General features: G+C 67.3%; 17 protein-coding genes. 13 read left to right on the forward strand and 4 right to left on the reverse strand.

What is annotated here, in order from left to right:
- Nucleotides 1-10: 10 nt before the first annotated feature.
- Together murC and murB are read left to right on the forward strand one after the other, a co-directional pair.
- Entirely contained in the window at nt 11-1,423 is a 1,413-nt protein-coding gene (gene murC / locus BLM15_RS01335) for a UDP-N-acetylmuramate--L-alanine ligase (protein ID WP_126109654.1), read from the forward strand.
- Nucleotides 1,420-2,343 (forward strand): UDP-N-acetylmuramate dehydrogenase, encoded by a 924-nt coding sequence (gene murB, locus BLM15_RS01340; protein WP_236846479.1) that lies wholly within the window; start codon nt 1,420-1,422, stop codon nt 2,341-2,343. The genes murC and murB overlap by 4 nt, the downstream gene beginning before the upstream one ends.
- Here murB and BLM15_RS01345 read toward each other — a convergent pair.
- On the reverse strand, nt 2,318-3,217 hold the full coding sequence (locus BLM15_RS01345; protein ID WP_126109658.1) for a DMT family transporter: 900 nt from the start codon (nt 3,215-3,217) through the stop codon (nt 2,318-2,320). The genes murB and BLM15_RS01345 overlap by 26 nt on opposite strands.
- A gap of 34 nt (nt 3,218-3,251) precedes the next feature.
- Complete coding sequence (locus tag BLM15_RS01350) at nt 3,252-3,836, reverse strand: nitroreductase family protein (RefSeq protein ID WP_126109660.1); 585 nt, start codon at nt 3,834-3,836, stop codon at nt 3,252-3,254.
- Nucleotides 3,837-3,946: 110 nt separating this feature from the next.
- On the opposite strand from BLM15_RS01350, the gene BLM15_RS01355 reads away from it, so the two are divergent.
- The 8 genes from BLM15_RS01355 (at nt 3,947) to recN (ending at nt 13,674) form a co-directional block, all read left to right on the forward strand.
- Nucleotides 3,947-4,465, forward strand: coding sequence for a MarR family winged helix-turn-helix transcriptional regulator (locus BLM15_RS01355; protein WP_126109662.1), 519 nt, complete (start codon nt 3,947-3,949; stop codon nt 4,463-4,465).
- Nucleotides 4,466-4,575: 110 nt separating this feature from the next.
- Nucleotides 4,576-5,490, forward strand: coding sequence for a D-alanine--D-alanine ligase (locus BLM15_RS01360; protein WP_126109664.1), 915 nt, complete (start codon nt 4,576-4,578; stop codon nt 5,488-5,490).
- Nucleotides 5,487-6,422 (forward strand): cell division protein FtsQ/DivIB, encoded by a 936-nt coding sequence (locus BLM15_RS01365; protein ID WP_236846480.1) that lies wholly within the window; start codon nt 5,487-5,489, stop codon nt 6,420-6,422. The genes BLM15_RS01360 and BLM15_RS01365 overlap by 4 nt, the downstream gene beginning before the upstream one ends.
- Nucleotides 6,419-7,744: a cell division protein FtsA gene (ftsA, locus tag BLM15_RS01370; RefSeq protein WP_126109668.1), complete on the forward strand. Its 1,326-nt coding sequence runs from the start codon at nt 6,419-6,421 to the stop codon at nt 7,742-7,744. Before BLM15_RS01365 ends, ftsA begins: the two co-directional genes overlap by 4 nt.
- 128 nt (nt 7,745-7,872) lie before the next feature.
- Nucleotides 7,873-9,576 (forward strand): cell division protein FtsZ, encoded by a 1,704-nt coding sequence (gene ftsZ / locus BLM15_RS01375; protein ID WP_126109670.1) that lies wholly within the window; start codon nt 7,873-7,875, stop codon nt 9,574-9,576.
- A 318-nt stretch (nt 9,577-9,894) separates the two neighbouring features.
- Nucleotides 9,895-10,842, forward strand: a complete 948-nt coding sequence (lpxC, locus tag BLM15_RS01380) for a UDP-3-O-acyl-N-acetylglucosamine deacetylase (protein ID WP_126109672.1) — start codon at nt 9,895-9,897, stop codon at nt 10,840-10,842.
- Nucleotides 10,843-11,011: 169 nt separating this feature from the next.
- Nucleotides 11,012-11,926 (forward strand): outer membrane protein assembly factor BamD, encoded by a 915-nt coding sequence (locus tag BLM15_RS01385; protein ID WP_126109674.1) that lies wholly within the window; start codon nt 11,012-11,014, stop codon nt 11,924-11,926.
- A 59-nt stretch (nt 11,927-11,985) separates the two neighbouring features.
- Nucleotides 11,986-13,674, forward strand: a complete 1,689-nt coding sequence (recN, locus tag BLM15_RS01390) for a DNA repair protein RecN (protein WP_126109676.1) — start codon at nt 11,986-11,988, stop codon at nt 13,672-13,674.
- Between the two features lie 6 nt (nt 13,675-13,680).
- Here the strand turns inward: recN and aidB are convergent, their stop codons facing one another.
- Nucleotides 13,681-14,499, reverse strand: coding sequence for an AidB family quorum-quenching N-acyl homoserine lactonase (aidB, locus tag BLM15_RS01395; RefSeq protein ID WP_126109678.1), 819 nt, complete (start codon nt 14,497-14,499; stop codon nt 13,681-13,683).
- 224 nt (nt 14,500-14,723) lie between these two features.
- Here aidB and BLM15_RS01400 point away from each other — a divergent pair, with 224 nt between their 5' ends.
- Both BLM15_RS01400 and BLM15_RS01405 read left to right on the forward strand, forming a co-directional pair.
- Nucleotides 14,724-15,815, forward strand: a complete 1,092-nt coding sequence (locus tag BLM15_RS01400) for a Cj0069 family protein (protein WP_126116005.1) — start codon at nt 14,724-14,726, stop codon at nt 15,813-15,815.
- Nucleotides 15,816-16,054: 239 nt separating this feature from the next.
- On the forward strand, nt 16,055-18,145 hold the full coding sequence (locus BLM15_RS01405) for a DEAD/DEAH box helicase (RefSeq protein ID WP_126109681.1): 2,091 nt from the start codon (nt 16,055-16,057) through the stop codon (nt 18,143-18,145).
- Between the two features lie 142 nt (nt 18,146-18,287).
- On the opposite strand, the gene BLM15_RS31215 is transcribed toward BLM15_RS01405, so the two are convergent.
- Nucleotides 18,288-18,434, reverse strand: coding sequence for a hypothetical protein (locus BLM15_RS31215; protein ID WP_164547337.1), 147 nt, complete (start codon nt 18,432-18,434; stop codon nt 18,288-18,290).
- 116 nt (nt 18,435-18,550) lie between these two features.
- Between BLM15_RS31215 and BLM15_RS01410 the strand changes: the two genes are divergently transcribed.
- Nucleotides 18,551-19,777 (forward strand): extracellular solute-binding protein, encoded by a 1,227-nt coding sequence (locus tag BLM15_RS01410; RefSeq protein WP_164547351.1) that lies wholly within the window; start codon nt 18,551-18,553, stop codon nt 19,775-19,777.
- Nucleotides 19,778-19,815 lie beyond the last annotated feature (38 nt).

Consider the following 19,815-nt stretch of genomic DNA (forward strand, 5'->3'; position numbering starts at 1 on the left):
ACGCGATACCATGAAGCTGCCGCCGAAACTCGGCTCCATCCATTTCGTCGGCATCGGCGGCATTGGCATGTCCGGCATCGCCGAGGTCCTGCACAATCTCGGCTACAAGGTGCAGGGATCGGATGCGTCAGACGGCGCTAACGTCAAGCGCCTGGCCGAGAAGGGCATCAAGACCTTCGTCGGCCATAAGGCCGAGAACATCGGCGAGGCCGAGGTGGTCGTGGTCTCGACCGCGATCAAGCGTGACAATCCCGAACTGATGGCGGCGCGCGAGCAGCGCCTGCCGGTGGTGCGCCGCGCCGAGATGCTGGCCGAGCTGATGCGGCTGAAATCCTGCGTCGCCATCGCCGGCACGCATGGCAAGACGACGACGACCTCCCTGGTCGCGACCCTGCTCGAAAAGGGCGGGCTCGACCCGACCGTGATCAATGGCGGCATCATCAACGCCTACGGCACCAATGCCCGCATGGGCGAGAGCGACTGGATGGTGGTCGAGGCCGACGAATCCGACGGCACCTTCCTGAAGCTGCCGGCTGATGTCGCGATCATCACCAATATCGACCCGGAGCACCTCGACCATTTCGGCTCGTTCGACGCGATTAAGGCGGCCTTCCGCGCCTTCGTCGAGAACCTGCCGTTCTACGGCTTCGCGGTGATGTGCATCGACCATCCGACCGTGCAGGAGCAGGTCGGGCAGATCGAAGACCGCCGCGTCATCACCTATGGCGAGAACCCGCAGGCCGATTTCCGCCTGCTCGACATCGACCTCTCGGGCGGCCGGTCGAAGTTCACGCTATTGATCCGCGATCGCAAGCGCGGCCGCGAGGAGGTGGTGCGCGACCTCATCATGCCGATGCCGGGCCATCACAACGCGCTCAACGCCACCGCCGCGATCGCCGTCGCCTATGATCTCGGCGTGCCGGTCGAGCAGATCCGTGCCGGGCTGGCCGGCTTCGGCGGGGTCAAGCGCCGCTTCACCAAGACCGGCGAGTGGAACGGCGCGCTGATCTTCGACGATTACGGCCACCATCCGGTCGAGATCGCCGCCGTGCTCAAGGCCGCGCGCGCCTCGACCAAGGGCAAGGTCATCGCGGTGATGCAGCCGCACCGCTATAGCCGCCTGTCGAGCCTGTTCGCCGACTTCGCCGCCTGCTTCAACGATGCCGATTCGGTGATTATCGCCGATGTCTACGCGGCCGGCGAGCAGCCTATTGCGGGCATCGACCGCGATTCGCTGGTGGCGGCGATCAAGGCGCGCGGCCACCGTCATACGCTGCCGCTCGAATCCCCGGACAAGCTTGCCGGCATGGTCGCTGAGCTGGCCGGCCCGGGCGACTATGTCGTCTGCCTCGGAGCGGGCAACATCACGCAATGGGCTTATGCGCTGCCGGGGGAGCTGGCGGCGCTGGGGACCTCCCGGTGAGCTTCCCGGACCTCTCCGCCGACATCCGCGCTGCCGCGCCCGAGCTGCGCGGGCGGCTTCTCGCCAATCAGGAGATGGCGGGGCTGACCTGGTTCCGCGTAGGTGGACCGGCGCAGGTGCTGTTCAATCCGGCCGACGAGGCCGATCTCGCCTATCTGCTCGGCAAGCTGCCGGTGGAGATCCCGGTCACCGTGGTCGGGCTCGGCTCGAACCTGATCGTCCGCGATGGCGGCATTCCCGGCGTGGTCATCCGGCTCTCCGGCAAGGCCTTCGGCGAGATCGCCCGCGAGGAGGGTGACCGGTTGCGCGCCGGGACGGCCGTTCCGGATGTGAAGGTGGCGCGCGCCGCGGCCGATGCCTCGCTCGACGGGCTCGCCTTCTATCGCGGTATTCCCGGCTGCATCGGCGGGGCGCTCAGGATGAACGCCGGCGCGCATGGCGGCGAGACCACCGATGTTCTCGTCGAGGCGCGGGGCGTGACACGTGCCGGTGAGATCGTCACTTTCTCGCATGCGCAGATGGGCTTCAGCTATCGCAACTCGACCGCGCCGACCGATATGATCTTCACCTCGGCGCTGTTCCAGGGCCGGCCGGGCGAACAGGCCGCGATCCTCGCCGAGATGGACCGGGTGACCTCGGCGCGCGAGGCGGCGCAGCCGATCAAGGAGCGCACCGGCGGCTCGACTTTCAAAAATCCTGAAGGCGGCAAGGCCTGGCAATTGATCGATGCCGCCGGCTGCCGCGGCCTGCGCATCGGCGGCGCGCAGGTCTCCGAGATGCACTGCAACTTCCTGATCAATACCGGCGGCGCGACCGCCGCCGATATCGAGGGCCTGGGCGAAGAGGTCCGCCGCCGGGTCAAGGACAACTCAGGCTATGAGTTGCACTGGGAGATCAAGCGGTTCGGTGTTGCGGCCTGACTGGCGCCAGCGCGTTGTCAGCCTTGCGGCGTGACAGCAGGATGCCGGCGACGGTCGAGCCGAAGATGATGGCGATGCCGAGCCATTGCTGGGCATTGAACCATTCATTGAGCAGGGCGGCGCCGAGGAAGGTCGCGACCAGCGGGCTGAGCAGGCTCAGGAAGGCGACGCCCGTCCCGATCGTGGCGATGCCGCGCACCCAGAGCCAGTAGGCGAAGGCGGTGCCTATCACGACGAGATAGGTCAGCCCGGCGAGGTTGCGCATGGTCGGCATGGGCGGCAGGCCCTCGACCACGAGCGCGACCGGCAGGAGCAGCAGCCCGCCCAGCGTGAGCTGCCAGGCGGCGAGTGCCAGCGGCGTGCCGACCTTGCCCCAGCGCTCGATCAGGACGGTGCCGGTCGCCATCGAGGCGGCGCCGATGAGGGCGGCGACGACCCCGATCGCGTCGAGCTTCACCGTGTCGTCGATGACCAGCAGGCCGACGCCGACGGTGCCGGCGAGCGCGGCGAGCACCTGCCCGAGGCGCGGGCGGCGCAGCAGCAGCGGCCAGGCGAGGAAGGCGACGATCAGCGGCTGCATCGAGCCCAGAGTGGCGGCGAGCCCGCCCGGCAGGCGCGAGGCGCTGAGGAAGAGCATGCCGAAGAACAGGCCGATATTGGCGAAGCCAATGATAGCGAGCGGCAGGAGCTTGTCGCGCGGCGGCAGGCCCGGCCCGAGCAACATCAGCAGGATGCCGGCGGGCAATGCGCGGAGCGCCCCGACGAGCAGCGGATGCTCGACCGGAAGCGTCTGGGTGAAGACGACATAGGTCGAGCCCCAGAGGATGGGCGCGAGGATCGTCGCGAACAGGATGCGGGTCTTGTTGTCGGCCATGGCCGTGACCTTTCGAGAGAGATGGATCCGGCGCTCAGGCCGGGAAGGGGCCGGAGAAAGCGGTTTCCGTCAGGGGGCGCCGGGGGCTCGGCCATTCCCGCTCGCGCAGTTGCGGCGGCAGCGTTTCGGGCTCTGCCCGGCGGCCGAGCGCGACGGCGATCTCGACGCGGAAGCGCGAGGGAACGGCGAGGCTTTTGCGGGTGGCCTCGACATCGATGCCGGCCATCGCATGGGCATGGTAGCCGAGCCGGACGGCCTGCAGGGCGATATGCGACCAGGCGGCGCCAGTGTCGAAGCTGCGGATCGGTGAAGCTTGCGCCTGCTGGCCGAGGTCGTCCGAGCCGGTATCCGACAATACGAAGACGAGGGCGGAGGCCGATCCGGCCCAGCTCTGGTTGAAGCTGTCGAGCAGCGAAACGAAGTGCGGCCAATGCGCATCGTTTCGCTGCGCATAGAGGAAGCGCCAAGGCTGCACATTATAGGCAGACGGAGCCCAGCGGGCGGCTTCCAGGATGGTCAGTAGCGCCTCGGCAGGCATGGCCTCCGGATGGAAGGCACGCGGCGACCAGCGCTCGATGAAGATCGGGTCGATCGGGAATGCAGCGGTTCTGTCCGTCATCGTCTTGCTCTCGCGGTTTGCGGCAGCTGCGCCGGGCTGATAAGGTTGTCCGACGTCAGATAATTCGATATCGAATTACTTGATGACGGATAATTAGGCGCAGGATTTCCATGAGTCAAGTTGACGAGGTGAACGGGCAAGGCGGGCCGCTGGATTCGATTCTGGCGCAGTGGCGAGTGGCGCGACCCGACATCGATCCCGGTCCCATGGCGGTCTGTGGTGCGGTCTGGCGCGCGGGCGAGCGGATTCGCCAGGGACTGGCCGGCAATCTCGCCGGGGCCGAGCTCGATTTCGCCGGCTTCGACGTGCTGATGACTTTGCGCCGCCAGGGCGAGCGCGGTGGTTCGCTGACCCCGTCCGAGCTCGCCAAGGACATGATGCTGTCGACCTCGGCGATGACGAATCGGCTCGACCGGCTGGAGAAGCGCGGACTGATCGCAAGGCAGGCCGATCCGCAGGACAGGAGGAGCCTGCGCATCCTGCTGACGCCGGACGGATTCGCGCTGATCGAGCTGCTCGTGGTCTCGCATGTGGCGACAGAGGAGCGGCTGCTCTCGCCGCTCGGAGCGTCCGAGCGCGAGCAACTCAAGGCTCTGCTGGCCAAGGTCGCCGCCGGCGAGGGGGAGTGAGTCCGGCGCGCAACAGCTGCCGAGACATTAACCGGCAGGGCGCATCGTTAACGCGTCGTTAACCATGTCGGATCAGGTTCGGACCCAGGAATTCGGTGTCAGGAACCTTGATGAGCAAGCATGTCGCAGTGCTGATGGGCGGGTGGTCGGTCGAGCGTGAGGTCAGCCTCCGCAGCGGCGCGGCCTGTGCCCGGGCGCTCGAAAGCGTCGGCTACCGCGTCACGCACGTCGAGGTCGGCCGCGACGTCGCCGAGGTTCTGGCCAGGCTGAAGCCCGAGGTCGTCTTCAACGCCCTGCATGGCCGCTTCGGCGAGGACGGCACCATCCAGGGCATGCTCGAGATTCTCGGCATTCCCTATACCCATTCTGGCGTGCTCGCCTCGGCGCTCGCCATCCGCAAGGACAAGGCCAAGATGGTCGTGTCGGCGGCCGGCGTGCCGGTGGCACACGGCATCAGCGTCTCGCGCTTCGAGGCGGCGAAACGGCACGCCCTGCCACCGCCCTATGTGATCAAGCCGATCGACGAAGGCTCATCTGTCGGGGTGGTGATCGTTAAGAAAGGCCGCGAGCATCCACCCCAGGAGATCGCCCGGCCGGACTGGCCCTGCGGCGAGACCATGCTGGCCGAAACCTTCATCGCCGGACGCGAACTGACCTGCGCGGTGATGGACGGCAAGTCCTTGGGGGTAACGGAGATTCGGGCGGCGACGGGTGAGTTCTACGACTACGACGCCAAATATGCCAAAGGCGGTTCAATCCACATCTGCCCGGCTCAAATTTTACCGAATATTTACCAGCGGATCGAAGAGTGTGCGTTAACGGCGCATCAAGCAATCGGGTGCCGCGGCGTCAGCCGTTCAGACTTCCGCTACGACGACGAGAGCGACACGCTCGTCTGGTTGGAAGTCAACACGCAGCCGGGCATGACCGAGACTAGCCTGGTGCCCGAATTAGCCGCCCATGCGGGCATGAATTTCGGTGAGCTCGTCAAATGGATCGTGGAGGACGCCTCCTTAAATCGGTGAAGGTGGAACCGGTGTTTGCCGGCGCCAACCTGCCGATGCGCGTGACGGGGCCTCAGCTCCTCGTCGGCGAGCGCTCGCGCCGCTGGTTCCGCGGCTCGCGCCGCAGCGCCGTCGCGGTGCCGCTGGCCGAGCGGCTGCCGAGCGGCCTCGGCTCCTGGCTGGCGATCGCCTTCCTGGCGCTCACGGGCACGACCGGGGCGGTCCTCGGCGGCCACTACGAGACCTTCCGCGAAACTTATGGTGAGCCGAAGCATGCGCTGGCCCGGGCAGTCGGGCTCGGCATCGACCGCATCACCATTTCGGGCCTGAGCGGGCTCTCCGAGATCGAGGTCCTGGTCGCGGCCGGCATCGATCCCAAGATCTCGCTCGCCTTCTTCGATGCGGACGAGGCCCGCAAGCGGCTCGAAGCCACGCCGATGATCCGCGAGGCCTCGGTCCGCAAGCTTTATCCCGGCGAGATTTCGATCGCTCTCACCGAACGCGAGCCCTATGCGCTCTGGCAGGTCAAGGGCGAGCTTTTCCTGATCGCCCAGGACGGCACGGTGATCGACAAGATGGACGATGGCCGCTTCGCCAATCTGCCGCTGGTCGTCGGTGCCGACGCCAATCTCAAGGCGAAGGACTATCTCGCGCTGCTCAACGAGGCTGGCCCCTTTGCCGCGCGCATCCGCGCCGGCAGCCTCGTCGCCGGCCGGCGCTGGAACCTGAAGCTCGACACCGGCGCCGACATCCGGCTGCCGGAGCAGGGCGCCGGGGCAGCGGTGAAGCGCCTCGCCAGCCTCGAGCAGGACTTCCGGATCAGCGAGAAGGATTTGATCGCCATCGACATGCGCCAGCCTGACCGCGTCACCATGCGCCTGACCGAAGAAGCCGCGACCGCGCGGGCCGAGCAGCTCAAGAGCAAGACGAAGAAGAAGGGCGGCGAGGCATGAGTTTGACCTCGCAGGGCCTGACGCCGCGGATGCGGCCCTTGTCGTCGCGCAAGAGCGCGACCTTGTCGATTCTGGACATCGGCACGAGCAAGGTCGTTTGCCTGATCGCCGAGCTCAACCCGGCCGAAGCGAACGAGCGGCTGCGCGGGCGCACCCATGTCGCGCGCATCATCGGCATCGGCCATCAGCGCTCGCTCGGCCTGAAGGGCGGGGCGATCATCGATCTCGAAAGCGCCGAGCGCGCCATCCGCGCCGCGGTCGACGCGGCCGAGCGCATGGCCAAGGTCGAAGTGCAGTCGGTGATCGTGAACCTCACCGGTGGCCGCCTGAACTCCCAGCACTACGCCGCCAGCGTCGATCTGCGCGGTGGCTCGGTCGGCGACTCCGACGTCAAGCGCGTGCTCGCGGCGGCGGCGAACCACGCCATTCGCCCAGGCAAGGCGGTGCTGCACGCGCTGCCGACCGGTTACGCGCTCGACGGATCGCCCGGCGTGCTCGATCCGCGCGGGCTGATCGGCGGTTCGCTCTCGGTCGACATGCACGTCGTCGCCTCGGAAGCGGCTGCGGCCCGCAATGTCATGCTCGCGGTCGAGCGCTGCCATCTCGAGGTCGAGGCGGTGGTCGCGACACCTTACGCGGCGGGTCTCTCGGTCCTGGTCGATGACGAAGCTGAGATGGGCGTCGTCGTGGTCGACATGGGCGGCGGCACGACCTCGCTCGGCGTCTTCTCCGGCGGGCACCTGACCCATGCCGACGCGATCGCAGTCGGCGGCAACCACATCACCATGGACGTGGCGCGCGGGCTCTCGACCCGGGTCTCCGCGGCCGAGCGTTTGAAGACGCTGCACGGCTCGGCCATCGCCAGCCCGTCCGACGAGCGCGACATGATCGCGGTGCCGCAGGTCGACGATGACGAGCGCGACATGCCGAACCATCTCTCGAAGTCGCATCTGGTGCGGATTATCAAGCCGCGCGTCGAGGAAATCCTCGAACTGGTGCGCGACCGGCTGAAGGCGGCCGGCTTCTCGGCCGAGGCCGGGCGCCGCGTGGTGCTGACCGGCGGCGCCTGCCAGCTTACCGGCATGCCGGAAGTGGCGCGGCGCGTGCTCGGCGGCCAGGTCCGCACCGGCCGGCCGCTCGGAATCAAGGGCTTGCCTGAGGCGGGCAAGGGCCCGTCCTTCGCGGCGGCGGTCGGCCTGTTGGTCTATCCGCAGGTCGCGCATGTCGAACATTTCGAGCCGCGGGCAGGGGCGTCCTTCTTCGCCCATGCGACCGACGGCTACTTCTCCCGCGTCGGCCGCTGGCTGCGCGAGAGCTTCTAGAGTTGCGGGCCGCGACGCCGCGAGGCGAGGCGACCCGGGGTGAGATTTAACAGAACGGGGCCACGGCCCCTGGCGTGGAAGACGGGACGGCCCGCCAGGAGCCGGACAAGACAGTGAAAGAGGCAATCATGGCGATGAACCTGCAAGCCCCGGACATCCGGGAACTCAAGCCCCGGATCACCGTGTTCGGTGTCGGTGGCGCCGGCGGCAATGCCGTGAACAACATGATCGAGGCCGGGCTCGACGGCGTCGACTTCGTCTGCGCCAACACCGACGCGCAGGCACTCGCTCTTGCCCGCGCCCCGCGCATCATCCAGATGGGCCTCCAGGTTACCGAAGGCCTCGGCGCCGGCTCGCAGCCGGAAGTCGGCCGGGCGGCGGCGGAAGAGGTGATCGACGAGATCCGCGATCATCTCGCCGGTGCGCACATGGTCTTCATCACCGCCGGCATGGGCGGCGGCACCGGCACGGGCGCGGCCCCCGCGATCGCCCGCGTCGCCCGCGACATGGGCATCCTGACCGTCGGCGTCGTCACCAAGCCGTTCCAGTTCGAGGGCCAGCGTCGCATGCGCATGGCCGAGGCCGGCATCGGTGAGCTCAACGAAGCCGTCGACACGCTGATCGTGATCCCGAACCAGAACCTGTTCCGTGTCGCCAACGAGAACACCGGCTTCGCCGACGCCTTCGGCATGGCCGACCAGGTACTCTACTCCGGTGTCGCCTGCATCACCGACCTGATGGTCCGTCCCGGCCTGATCAACCTCGACTTCGCCGACGTCCGCGCCGTGATGCGCGGCATGGGCAAGGCGATGATGGGCACCGGCGAGGCCCAGGGCGAAAAGCGCGCGCTCTCGGCCGCCCAGGCCGCGATCAACAACCCGCTGCTCGACGATGTCTCGATGAAGGGCGCGCGCGGTCTGCTTATCTCGATCACCGGCGGGCGCGACATGAAGCTCTATGAGGTCGACGAGGCCGCCACCCGCATCCGCGAGGAGGTCGACTCCGAGGCCAACATCATCGTCGGCGCCACCTTCGACGAGGCGCTGGAAGGCACGATGCGCGTCTCTGTCGTCGCCACCGGCATCGACAAGCCGATGAGCGCCCATGGCGAGCTCGACCCGACCGAAGCCCGCATCGCCGAGGTCGCCGAGCGGCTGAAGGCCGAGGCGCGGCTGCGCTCGGCCGTCCCGAACGTCCGCACCTCCGCCGCGGCTGCTCCGGCGCCGATGCCGGCTCCCGTAGCCGAGTACGTGGCTCCCGAGCCGGTCCGCGCTCCGGCTCCAGCGGCCTACGCTGCCGATGTCCGCATCGAGCCGGCCCAGCCGCGCCCGGCGATGGTGGCTCCGCCGGTCGTCGAAGCTCCGGTTGCCGAAGCGTCCATGCCGCATTTCGAGGACAGCTTCATTCCGCCGGCTCCCGAGCGCGCCGTCATCCGCCCGACCCGCATGCCGCGCGTCGAGGACCTGCCGATGCCGGCCCAGCATCAGATCGCGCAGAGCCGCGGCGCGGTGCCGGCTCCCGCGCCGGCTTCGGCCGAGCAGAAGCGCATGTCGCTGATGCAGCGCCTCGCCTCGGTTGGCTTCGGTCGCAAGGAAGATGACTACGCCGACGCCCCAGTTGCGCCTGTTCCGGCACCGGCTCCGCGTCCGGCGCCTCCGGTCGCAGCAGCCGGCCCGAGCGCTGCCCATGCGGAGTTCATGCGCCGCCCGCCGGCGCCAGCCACCCGGCCGGCCCAGGGGCAGCTCGACCAACTCGGTCGCGCAGCTCCGGCGCGCAATACGGAAGAAGACCAGCTCGAGATTCCGGCCTTCCTGCGCCGCCAGTCGAACTGAGCTTTCCAACTCCGGTTCAACCGGTTTAAACAGAAGGCCCGGCGGGACCCCTCCGTCGGGCCTTTTTAACGTCTGAAAAACCATATACATCAATCAGATGGTTAAGGTTTTCTGGCTTCGTAACCTCTGTTACAGAGCGAAAGAAAGCGTGATTTTGAAGGTTGTGCGCCAGCGCGTATCTTGCAGCGCATCACCGGGTAGGGGGATTCGGGATTAATCCCGAGTTCGCTGCAATTCAGGGAACCGCGTCAATCATCGAACAGGTTGCGCCGCAAGGCGCCGCCCCCGTGATTTGCGCGTTTGAGACGGATATCGAGTATGATGGCTGAACGGCAGACGACCCTACGCTCGCCCGTGACCCTGCAAGGCATCGGCGTTCACTCCGGGGCTCCCGCCTGCCTCACGCTGCGGCCTTCCACTGCCAATTCCGGCGTCGTCTTCCTGCGCAAGGGCCTCGAAGGTGGCCATGAGCAGCTCATCCACGCCCGCCACAACAAGGTCAGCGCCACCGAGCTGTGCACGGTGATCGGCGATCAGGCGTCGGGCTCCGTCGCCACGATCGAGCACTTGATGTCGGCCTGCGCCGGTCTCGGCCTCGACAACGTGCTGATCGAGATCGACGGCCCGGAAATGCCGATCATGGACGGCAGCGCCGCGGAGTTCGTCGCAGCCATCGAGGCGACCGGCCTCGTCGCGCTCGGCGCGACCCGTCGCTATCTCAAGGTTCTGCGCCCGGTGCGCATCGAGCACGGCCGCGCCTTCGCCGAGCTCGCTCCGTCCGAGAACGGTTTCCGCCTCGACGTCGAGATCGACTTCGACACCCCGGCCATCGGCCGCCAGCGCAAGATCTTCGATCTCGATCCCGAGGCCTATGCCCGCGAGATTTCCCGCGCCCGCACCTTCGGGTTCATGCGCGATGTCGAGCAGCTCTGGAAAGCCGGCTTCGCGCTTGGCGCCTCGCTCGACAACACCGTCGCGATCGGCGACGACAAGGTGATCAACCCGGAAGGCCTGCGCTACGCTGACGAGTTCGTGCGCCACAAGGTCCTCGACGCCGTTGGCGACTTGGCTCTGGCCGGTTATCCGATCCTCGGCGAGTTCCGCTCCTATTGCGGTGGTCACCGCATGAATGTCCGGATCCTCGAGGCCCTGTTCGCCGACCGCGCCAACTACGCGATCGTCGAGGCTCAGCCGGTCTACGGACACCACGCCGTGCAGATGGCGGCTGGCCCGATGCCTGCCGCGCTCGCACCCGATCTGCACTGAGCAGGGTATTACGCGACGCCACGCCTTGCATTCGCCCGTTTCCTGTAGGAAACGGCGATCGCACTGCATGAAGCGCCCGTCACGCTTGGCGAAAAGGCTGCTTCTGAGCTAAAGCCAATTCGCGCGCTCTTGTCGAAGGGGCGTCACAAGGACGGATGAAGTGAGCGTCATGCGGCTGAAGACATTCAATCCCGGCGAATCGACCAGCGGCGGCAAGCGCCTGGCGCTGGCTTTCGCCCTCGCGGCTGCGCTCGGCGGCTGCGACACGATGAGCGCGCTCAACCCCTTCGACCGTCCCGAGGTTTACAAGCCTGAAGTGGTGGCGGAGGTCCCCGCCGACAAGCTCTACAATGAGGGTCTCGCCCGTCTCCAGAACGGCGACACCGAAGGCGCGAACAAGAAGTTCGACGAAATCGACAAGCAGGCGCCGTTCTCGCCCTATTCGAAGAGAGGCCTGATCATGGCCGCTTATGCGAATTACGAGGCGGCCAAGTACGACGACGCGATCACCGCCTCGAAGCGCTTCCTGGCGCAGAACCCGGCAAGCCCGGACGCGGCCTACGCGCAGTACATCCTGGCGATGTCCTATTACAACCAGATCCCGGACGCGACGCGTGACCAGGAGCGTACCGACCTGGCGCTGCGCGCGATGCAGGAGCTGCTCGACCGCTATCCGAAGTCGGAATACGTCATCGACGTGCGCGAGAAGATGCTGGTCGCGCGCGATCAGCTCGCCGGCAAGGAAATGAATGTCGGTCGCTTCTATCTCGAGAAGCGCAACTACACCGGCGCCGTCGGCCGCTTCCGCGACGTCATCACCAAGTACCAGACCACGCGCCATGTCGAAGAGGCGCTGATGCGCCTGACCGAGGCCTATATGGCGCTCGGCATCACCAACGAGGCGCAGACCGCCGCTGCGGTGCTCGGGCACAACTTCCCGGACAGCCCCTGGTACAAGGACGCCTATACGCTCCTGGAGAGCGGCGGCCTGCAGCCACGCGAGGATCGCGGCTCCTATATCAGCCGGGCCTTCAACGGCTTCACGCGCGCCGTCGTCGGGATAACTGGTCTCGGCCGCCTCTAAGTCGGTCTGCTGGTGCCCCGGCGAGGCCATCTCCTGCCGGCACAAGGGAGCTGAGTTGCATGCTCGCTCAGCTCTCGATCCGCGACATCGTACTGATCGACCGGCTCGACCTGGGCTTCGAGGACGGGCTCAGCGTGCTCACCGGCGAGACCGGCGCCGGCAAATCGATCCTGCTCGATGGATTCGCGCTCGCGCTCGGCTCCCGCGGCGATGGCGGGCTGGTGCGTCATGGCGAAAGTCAGGGCCAGGTCAGCGCCGTCTTCGACCTGCCGATGTCGCATCCTGCGCGTGCACTCGCGCAGGCGCAGGAGATCGACACCGACGGCGACCTGATCCTGCGGCGCGTGCAATATGCCGATGGCCGCACCCGCGCCTTCGTCAATGATCAGCCGGTCAGCGTCCAGATCCTGCGCATGATCGGCGCGGCGCTGGTCGAGATCCATGGCCAGCATGATGACCGGGCCCTGACCGATCCGGCCCAGCACCGCACCATCCTCGACGGCTTCGGCGAGCTCGCCGAGCAGGCGGCAGAAGTCGCCCGTGCCAGCGAGACCTTGAAGAAGGCGCGCCAGGCCCTGCAGAGCCAGCGCATGAGGGTCGAGACCGCGCGCAAGGAAGCGGACTTCCTGCGCCATGCCGTGGCCGAACTCGGCAAGCTCGCCCCCGGGCCGGGCGAGGAAGAGGCTCTCGCGAGCCAGCGCCAGGGCATGATGGCAGCCGAGAAGGTCGCCCGCGATATCATTGAAGCCTATGAGGCGGTCGGCGGCACGGCTTCGCCGGTTTCCGCCCTGTCGGGTGTGCTGCGCCGGCTGGAACGACGTGCCGCCCAGGCGCCAGAATTGGTCGACCCCTCGATCGCGGCGCTGACCACGGCAGTGGTCGCGCTGGAGGAGGCGGGCGAGACCCTGCAGGCTGCGGTGCGCGCCGCCGAATTCGATCCGCGCGTGCTGGAGCGCGTCGAGGAACGGCTGTTCGCGCTGCGCGCAGCGGCCCGAAAATTCGACGTGCCGGTCGATGCGCTGCCGGCGCTCGCCGAAACCATGGCGGCCGATCTCGCCGCGCTCGATGAGAGCGAAGGCTCGCTGAAACGCCTGGAGGCCGAGCTTGCCGAAGCCGAGGCGGCCTATGTCGCGCTGGCAACCACGCTTTCTGCCGGGCGAATCCGGGCGGCCTCGGCGCTCGACGCCGCGGTCAAGGCGGAATTGCCGCCGCTCAAGCTGGAGCGCGCCCGCTTCATCACGCAGATCGACAGCGATCCCGACGCGCGCGGGCCGGAGGGTTTCGACCGCGTCGAATTCTGGGTCGAGACCAATCCCGGCACGCGGCCGGGGCCGATGATGAAGGTCGCCTCGGGTGGCGAGCTCTCGCGCTTCATGCTGGCGCTTAAGGTCGTGCTGGCCGAGCGTGGCTCGGCCCCGACGCTCGTCTTCGACGAGATCGACACCGGCGTCGGCGGCGCAGTGGCGGATGCGATCGGCGAGCGGCTGGCGCGGCTCGCGGCGCGCGTGCAGGTCGTATCGGTGACGCATGCGCCGCAGGTTGCCGCCAAGGCCGGGCAGCATTTCCTGATCGCAAAGTCGGCCCATGGCGGGGAGGGCGCCGACGAGCGCACCGTCACCCGCGTCTCGCAGCTGGAGGCTGGCAGCCGGCGCGAGGAGATCGCCCGCATGCTCGCCGGCGCCTCGATCACCGAGGAGGCGCGGGCGGCGGCCGGCAAGCTGCTCGATGCGGCTGGGCTGCGCGGCTGAGGCCGATCAGGCCGGGATCAGTTCGTACTCCGAGCCGTTCTCGATCACGCGCCTGAAGCCGTCGACATGGCCGCCGGACACGACCCAGCCGTCGCGCGCGGCGCGTTCGAGGATGGCGCGGCGGGATGCGACGGCGGTGGCGGCGTCGAAATCATAGACCAGACCGACATCCGGATCCGAGGCCTGCAGATCGGACAGATGCAGCGCATCGCCCCAGAGCAGGAGACTTTCCTCGCCTTCGATCAGATAACCGCTATGGCCGACGGTGTGGCCAGGGAGCGGGATCAGCGCGATACCGGACCGCACGGGGCCGGCTGCGACGGGACGGATGCGGTCGCCATAGTGTTTCTTCACCGCCGTCGCGACGGCAAAGCCGCCCTGCCTGTTCTGCGGCGTCTGCGCGCGATTGGCCTCGTTTCCGAAGAAGCCGAAATCGGCCTCCGGCACGATGATCTCGGCCTTGAGGAAACGGGCGCGATCACCGTCGAAAAGGCCGAGCGCATGGTCGCCGTGCAGATGCGTGATCAAGACGCGCTCGACCTGCTCGGGGGCAATTCCCGCGCTCGCCATGGCGGCGGGCGCATGGCCCATCGCCTCGCCCCAGGACGGACCCGTGCCGGCATCGACGAGCGTGATCCCGTCGGCGTGCTTCAAGGCGAAGCAATTGACCGGGATGCTGACCTTCGGCTTGCCCCAGCGCGAGACCGATTCGTCACGAGCGGCCTGGCCGCTCGCATGGATCAGGACGTCGAGCGGCGCCTCGAAGACGCCATCATGCAAGGTGAGCACATCGTAGGAGCCGAACCGCCGCCAAGTCTCGCCCATGCCTACTCGCTTCTCTCTTTAGTACGCTCTTAGACCACGCAGCTCTCACGCCCGACAACGGACCCAAGGCCGGTGGTTGGCTTCGACGGGTCCTGTCCTTGATCGCGTGGCATATCGCATTTATGAATCGCTCGTCGGGGTATCGCAGGCTCCCGGCGTTGCAAAGACGGTTCCCGTCCAAGTCCTGCTCGCGATCCGCATGATCACGCGGACGGAGCACGATGATGAACGCGGAGCCGTTTTCTGTATCCGAGCGTACAGCTCGCCTCGGCCGTATCGCTATCCTCTGGCGCGGTGATGAAACCGAACGCCGCGGCGCTACTCCACAAGCCAGCCGTTTCAAGGATGTTTTCGCGGCGCTTGCCAATCTCGGCGTCGATGCGGAGCCGGTGGTTTACGAGGACGATGTTCTCGACGCCGTGCGATCACAGCTCGCCCGGCTCGATGGCGTGCTTGTCTGGGTCAATCCGCTTCACGAGGGGCGCAACCGCGCCAAGCTTGACGCACTCCTTCGCGAAGTCGCGGAGCGCGGCATCTGGGTGAGCGCCCATCCCGACGTGATCCTCAAGATGGGCACCAAGGAGGTGCTTCATCGTACCCGCACGATGAGCTGGGGCTGTGATACGGCTCTCTATCGAACGGTCGATGCCATGCGCGCCGAGTTGCCGGCGAGGCTTGCCGCCGGTGCGCGCGTGATCAAGCGCAATCGGGGCAATGGCGGCCAAGGCGTTTGGAAGGTCGAGGTGCTCGCGGACGCAGGTGGCGGCTCAAGGGTGCGGATCCTGGACGCCACCAAGGCCGAACCGGAGGAGACGCCCCTGGAAGAGTTTCTGACGAGGTGTGAGGCGTATTTCGAGGATGGTTGCGTCATCGATCAACCGTTCCAGGAGCGTCTGAGCGAAGGCGTGGTGCGCTGCTACATGGCGGGCGATCGCTGTGCCGGCTTTGGCTACCAGAAGGTCAAGGCGCTCATTGAAGCTCCGGCCGCGCGCGCCGCGGCCGGAGCGCGGCTTTACACCTCGAAAGCCGATCCACGCTTCCAGCGCTTGCGGCGGTTGATGGAAGACGAATGGACACCGCAATTGATGTCTTCGCTGGACCTCGCGCGGTGCGACCTGCCGATGATCTGGGATGCGGACTTCATGCTTGGCGGGCGCGGCGTTGATGGGACCGACAACTACGTGCTTGGCGAGATCAACGTCAGTTCGGTGTTTCCGATTCCGGACGAGGCAGCGGAGGAGATCGCGCAGTGCGTTGTCGATCGGCTGGAGTCGAAGCCGGACCTAGCGGCGGCGCAGACTGTAGTTGAGCGTTAAAGCGTCCGCGCCCTAGACAATATTGCCGGAAAGCGGAGCTGGCGGAGCCTGCAACGAGCCGACAATGGACCGGGCAACATGGTCGATATCCGGTTCCGCATGTCGGAAGGGATGGCTGCTCCATTTCCTTTTTGCGCGATCTGCTCTATGTGCGGCAGCAACTGCGTGCGCCGTATCCGGCGCCGCCCCTCGATCTGCACGCCGCCAGCCCGCCGGTTGCAACCTAAGGCCTGACATCAATGTCCTTCATTTCCACGAGTGCGCCGCTCGCGCGTGCGCTCGCCGACCGCAATTACAATGAGCCGACGCCCGTTCAGGCCGCCGTGCTGGAAGAGGCCGCCGCCGGCCGCGATCTCCTGGTCTCGTCGCAGACCGGCTCCGGCAAGACGGTGGCCTATGGCCTCGCCATCGGCGCCGACCTGCTCGGCGAGGCCGAAGCCCTGCCGCGGGCCGAACGGCCGCTGGCGCTGATCGTTGCGCCGACGCGCGAGCTCGCCCTCCAGGTCCAGCGCGAGCTCAGCTGGCTCTACAAGCAGACCAACGCCCGTGTGATCTCCTGCGTCGGCGGCATGGACCCGCGCCGGGAAGCTGCCCTGCTCGACGAAGGTGCGCATATCGTTGTCGGCACGCCCGGCCGTCTGCGCGACCATATCGAACGCCGCCGGCTCGACGTTTCGGGCCTGCGGGCGGTCGTGCTCGACGAGGCCGACGAGATGCTCGATCTCGGCTTTCGCGACGATCTCGAATTCATCCTGAAGTCCGCACCGGAAGAGCGCCGCAGCCTTCTGTTCTCGGCAACGCTGCCTAAGGCGATCATCGCCCTGGCGCGCAGCTATCAGCGCGATGCCCTGCGCATCGAGGTCGCTGGTGGCGAGCGCGGCCATGCCGATATCGAGTATCGTGCCATCCGCGTCTTCCCGAAGGAGGCCGAGCTCGCGGTCGTCAACCTGCTGCGCTTCCACGATTCGCCGACCGCCCTGGTGTTCTGCAACACCCGCAACGCGGTGCGTCATCTCGAAGCGATCCTGCTGGAGCGCGGTTTCTCGGCCGTGGCGCTCTCGGGCGAACTCAGCCAGAGCGAGCGCAATTCGGCGCTGCAGGCCTTGCGCGACGGCAGGGCACGCGTCTGCGTCGCGACCGACGTCGCGGCGCGCGGCATCGACCTGCCGGGCCTGACGCTGGTCATTCATGCCGAGCTGCCGAACGATCCCGAGGTGATGCAGCATCGCTCGGGTCGCACCGGGCGCGCCGGCAACAAGGGCACGAGCGTGCTGCTGGTGCCGGCCTCGCGCCGGCGCAAGGCCGAGATGCTGATCTCCGAGGCCAAGATCGAGGTGAGCTGGGCCGGCCCGCCGACGCAGGACGAGATCCGCGTGCTCGACGAGCAGCGCCTGCTGAGCGATCCCCTGCTCTCCGGCGAGGCGAGCGAGGACGACGCGCCGATGGTCGCGGCCCTGCTTGCGGGACGCTCGACGGAGGAGATCGCAGCGGCGCTGGTGCGTGTCTATCGCTCGCGCCTGCCCGCGGCCGAAGAGGTCGGCGATCCCAACTTCGGTCGTGACGAACGTCGCCCCGTACGCAGCGCCGAGGATTACGCAAGGCCGCGCGAACATGGTGGCGCCGAGCGACCGGAGCGCCGCGAGAGGTCGGGTCCGCGCGGCGATACCGTCTGGTTCCGCCTAAACATTGGCCGCAAGGACGGCGCCGATCCGCGCCAGCTCCTGCCGATGCTGTGCCGGCGCGGCAAGATCACGCGCGACGAGGTCGGCGCGATCCGCATCTTTGACAAGGAAACCAAAGTCGAGATCGATGCCGAGGTCGCGGAGCGCTTCGCGCAACTCGCCAAGGCGGTCGATCGCGACAAGATCATCATCGAGCCGGTGACCGGCGAAGAGGAGCGCCGCCCGGCCAAGCCCTTCGCCGAGAAGGCGAGCCATGCGCCGCGCGCGCCCTATCAGGCTCGTGACCAGCGCGATGAGCGTTCGATGGCGCCGGCGCGCAAGCCCTATGAGGGCAAGGGCAAGCCATTCGGCGGCAAGCCTTATGACCCGACGCGGCGGGACCGCGAGCCGGCCTATGAGGAAACCGCGATCCTGCGGCCGGAACGGCCCTTCGACAAAAAGGCTGAGCACGGCGGCAAGCCGTTCGCCGGCAAGTTCAAGGGCGGCAAGAAGCCATTCGGCGCGCCGCAGGGTGGCGAGCGTCCGGCTTCTGGTGACGCACGGCCTGCGGGCAAGAGCTTCGGCGAGAAAAAGCCTTTTGCTACGAAGAAACCCTTCACCGGCAAGAAGCCTTTCGCCAGCAAGAAGCCGCGCCGCGACGATCGCTAAATCGCGTTGTCGTCATGGTCGGGCTTGTCCCGACCATCCACGCCTTCCTTCGCCGAATGTGGTGTTCAACTCGTCATGCTCGCCACGAGGGCGAGCATGACGAGTTGAATCGGCGTCGTTGAGGGCCTGGACCCGGCTTGGGTCAGCGCAGGCCGAGGAAGGACAGGATCGCCAGGACGACGACGATCAGACCGACGATGTAGATGATGTTGTTCATGGTGGAGCCCCCTCCGGTTGCGGTGCCGTCGCCTCTGCACGGCTGACGGTGCGTGCGACCAGGCCGCAGCACTTCTCGCAACGCGACGCATGGCGGGATTGTTCCGGAACCGTCGCATAGCTGTTGCACTCGCCAGCCATCCGCTCCCACAATGCCCGGCCGGGCAGAGACCCGGACGGGGGATCGCTATGAGGACGATTGGGAAGGCGCTCGGCGCCGTGTTGATGTTGGCCGGGCTCAGCCTGCCCGCCGTCGCGCAGGACCGGCTGGTGATCGCCGGGCGCGATGCCGGCTTCGCCCCGGCGCTGGCCAAGATGGTCGAGCTCTACCAGGCCAAGAATCCAAGCGTGAAGATCGAGCGGCTCGAGCTTGGCGGCGGCCCGCTCTATGAGCGCCTCGCCGTCGGCGCGCGCGAGAAGACGGCGGCGACCGACGTCGCCATGCTCGACGACATCTGGGCGCCCGAGTTCATGGCGCGCGGCTGGCTCACCGATCTCGGCACGGTAGGCGGGCTGCCGGGCGAATTCGTCAAGTCGGCGATGGACGTCTCGCGCCATGACGGCAAGCTCTATGCCGCGCCCTTCGTCGGCAACATCGCCATGTTCGCCTATCGCAAGGACCTGCTTGCCAAGCACGGCTTCGAGCGGCCCAAGACCTGGAGCGATGTCGTCAAGGCGGCGCAGGTGATCCAGGACAAGGAGCAGGGCGTTTCCGGCCTCGTCTTCCGCGGCATCAAGGGCAACCCGATCGTCACCTCCTTCCTGCCGGTGCTGTGGGCGCACGGCGGCGACGTGGTGAGCGCCGACGGCAAGGCCGTGCTCGATACCCCCGCGGCCGAGAAGGCGCTGACCCAGTTCCTCTCGTTCAAGGCGCTCGCCCCGAAGGGCGTCGAGACCTACAACGCGACCGAATTGCGCGATGCGATCCAGCAGGGCCGTGCCGCTATCGCAGTCGAGATGTGGTCGTCCTGGGCCGGCACGCTCGACGGCAGCGCCTCCAAGGTCGCGGGCCAGGTCGAGGTCGTCGCCTCGCCAGGCGAGGTCAAGGGGCCCGCGCCGATGCTGGGCGCCTGGCTGCTCGCCATCCCGGCCGATTCGCCGAACAAGGCGCGGGCTGCCGACTTCATCCGCTTCGTCACCAGCCCTGAGAACCAGAAGCTGATCGCGCTCGAGACCGGCAACCCGCCGACGCTGACCGCGCTGTTCAACGACAAGGACCTTGTCGCCAAGTACCGCTGGTACCCGGCGCAGCTCGAGGCGCTGAACGTCGCGCAAGCCCGTCCGCGCATCAGCCAGTGGGCTCGCGTCGAGACCATTCTGGGCGACTACCTTCAGCTCGCGCTGATCGGCCAGCTGCAGCCCAAGCAGGCGCTGACCGAGGCCAACGCCCAGATCGCCCGCGCGCTGTCGCGCTGATCATCACACGGGCCGCCTCCCAAAGAGGCGGCCCGCTT

The sequence above is a fragment of the Bosea sp. Tri-49 genome, assembly GCF_003952665.1.
Taxonomy (GTDB): domain Bacteria; phylum Pseudomonadota; class Alphaproteobacteria; order Rhizobiales; family Beijerinckiaceae; genus Allobosea.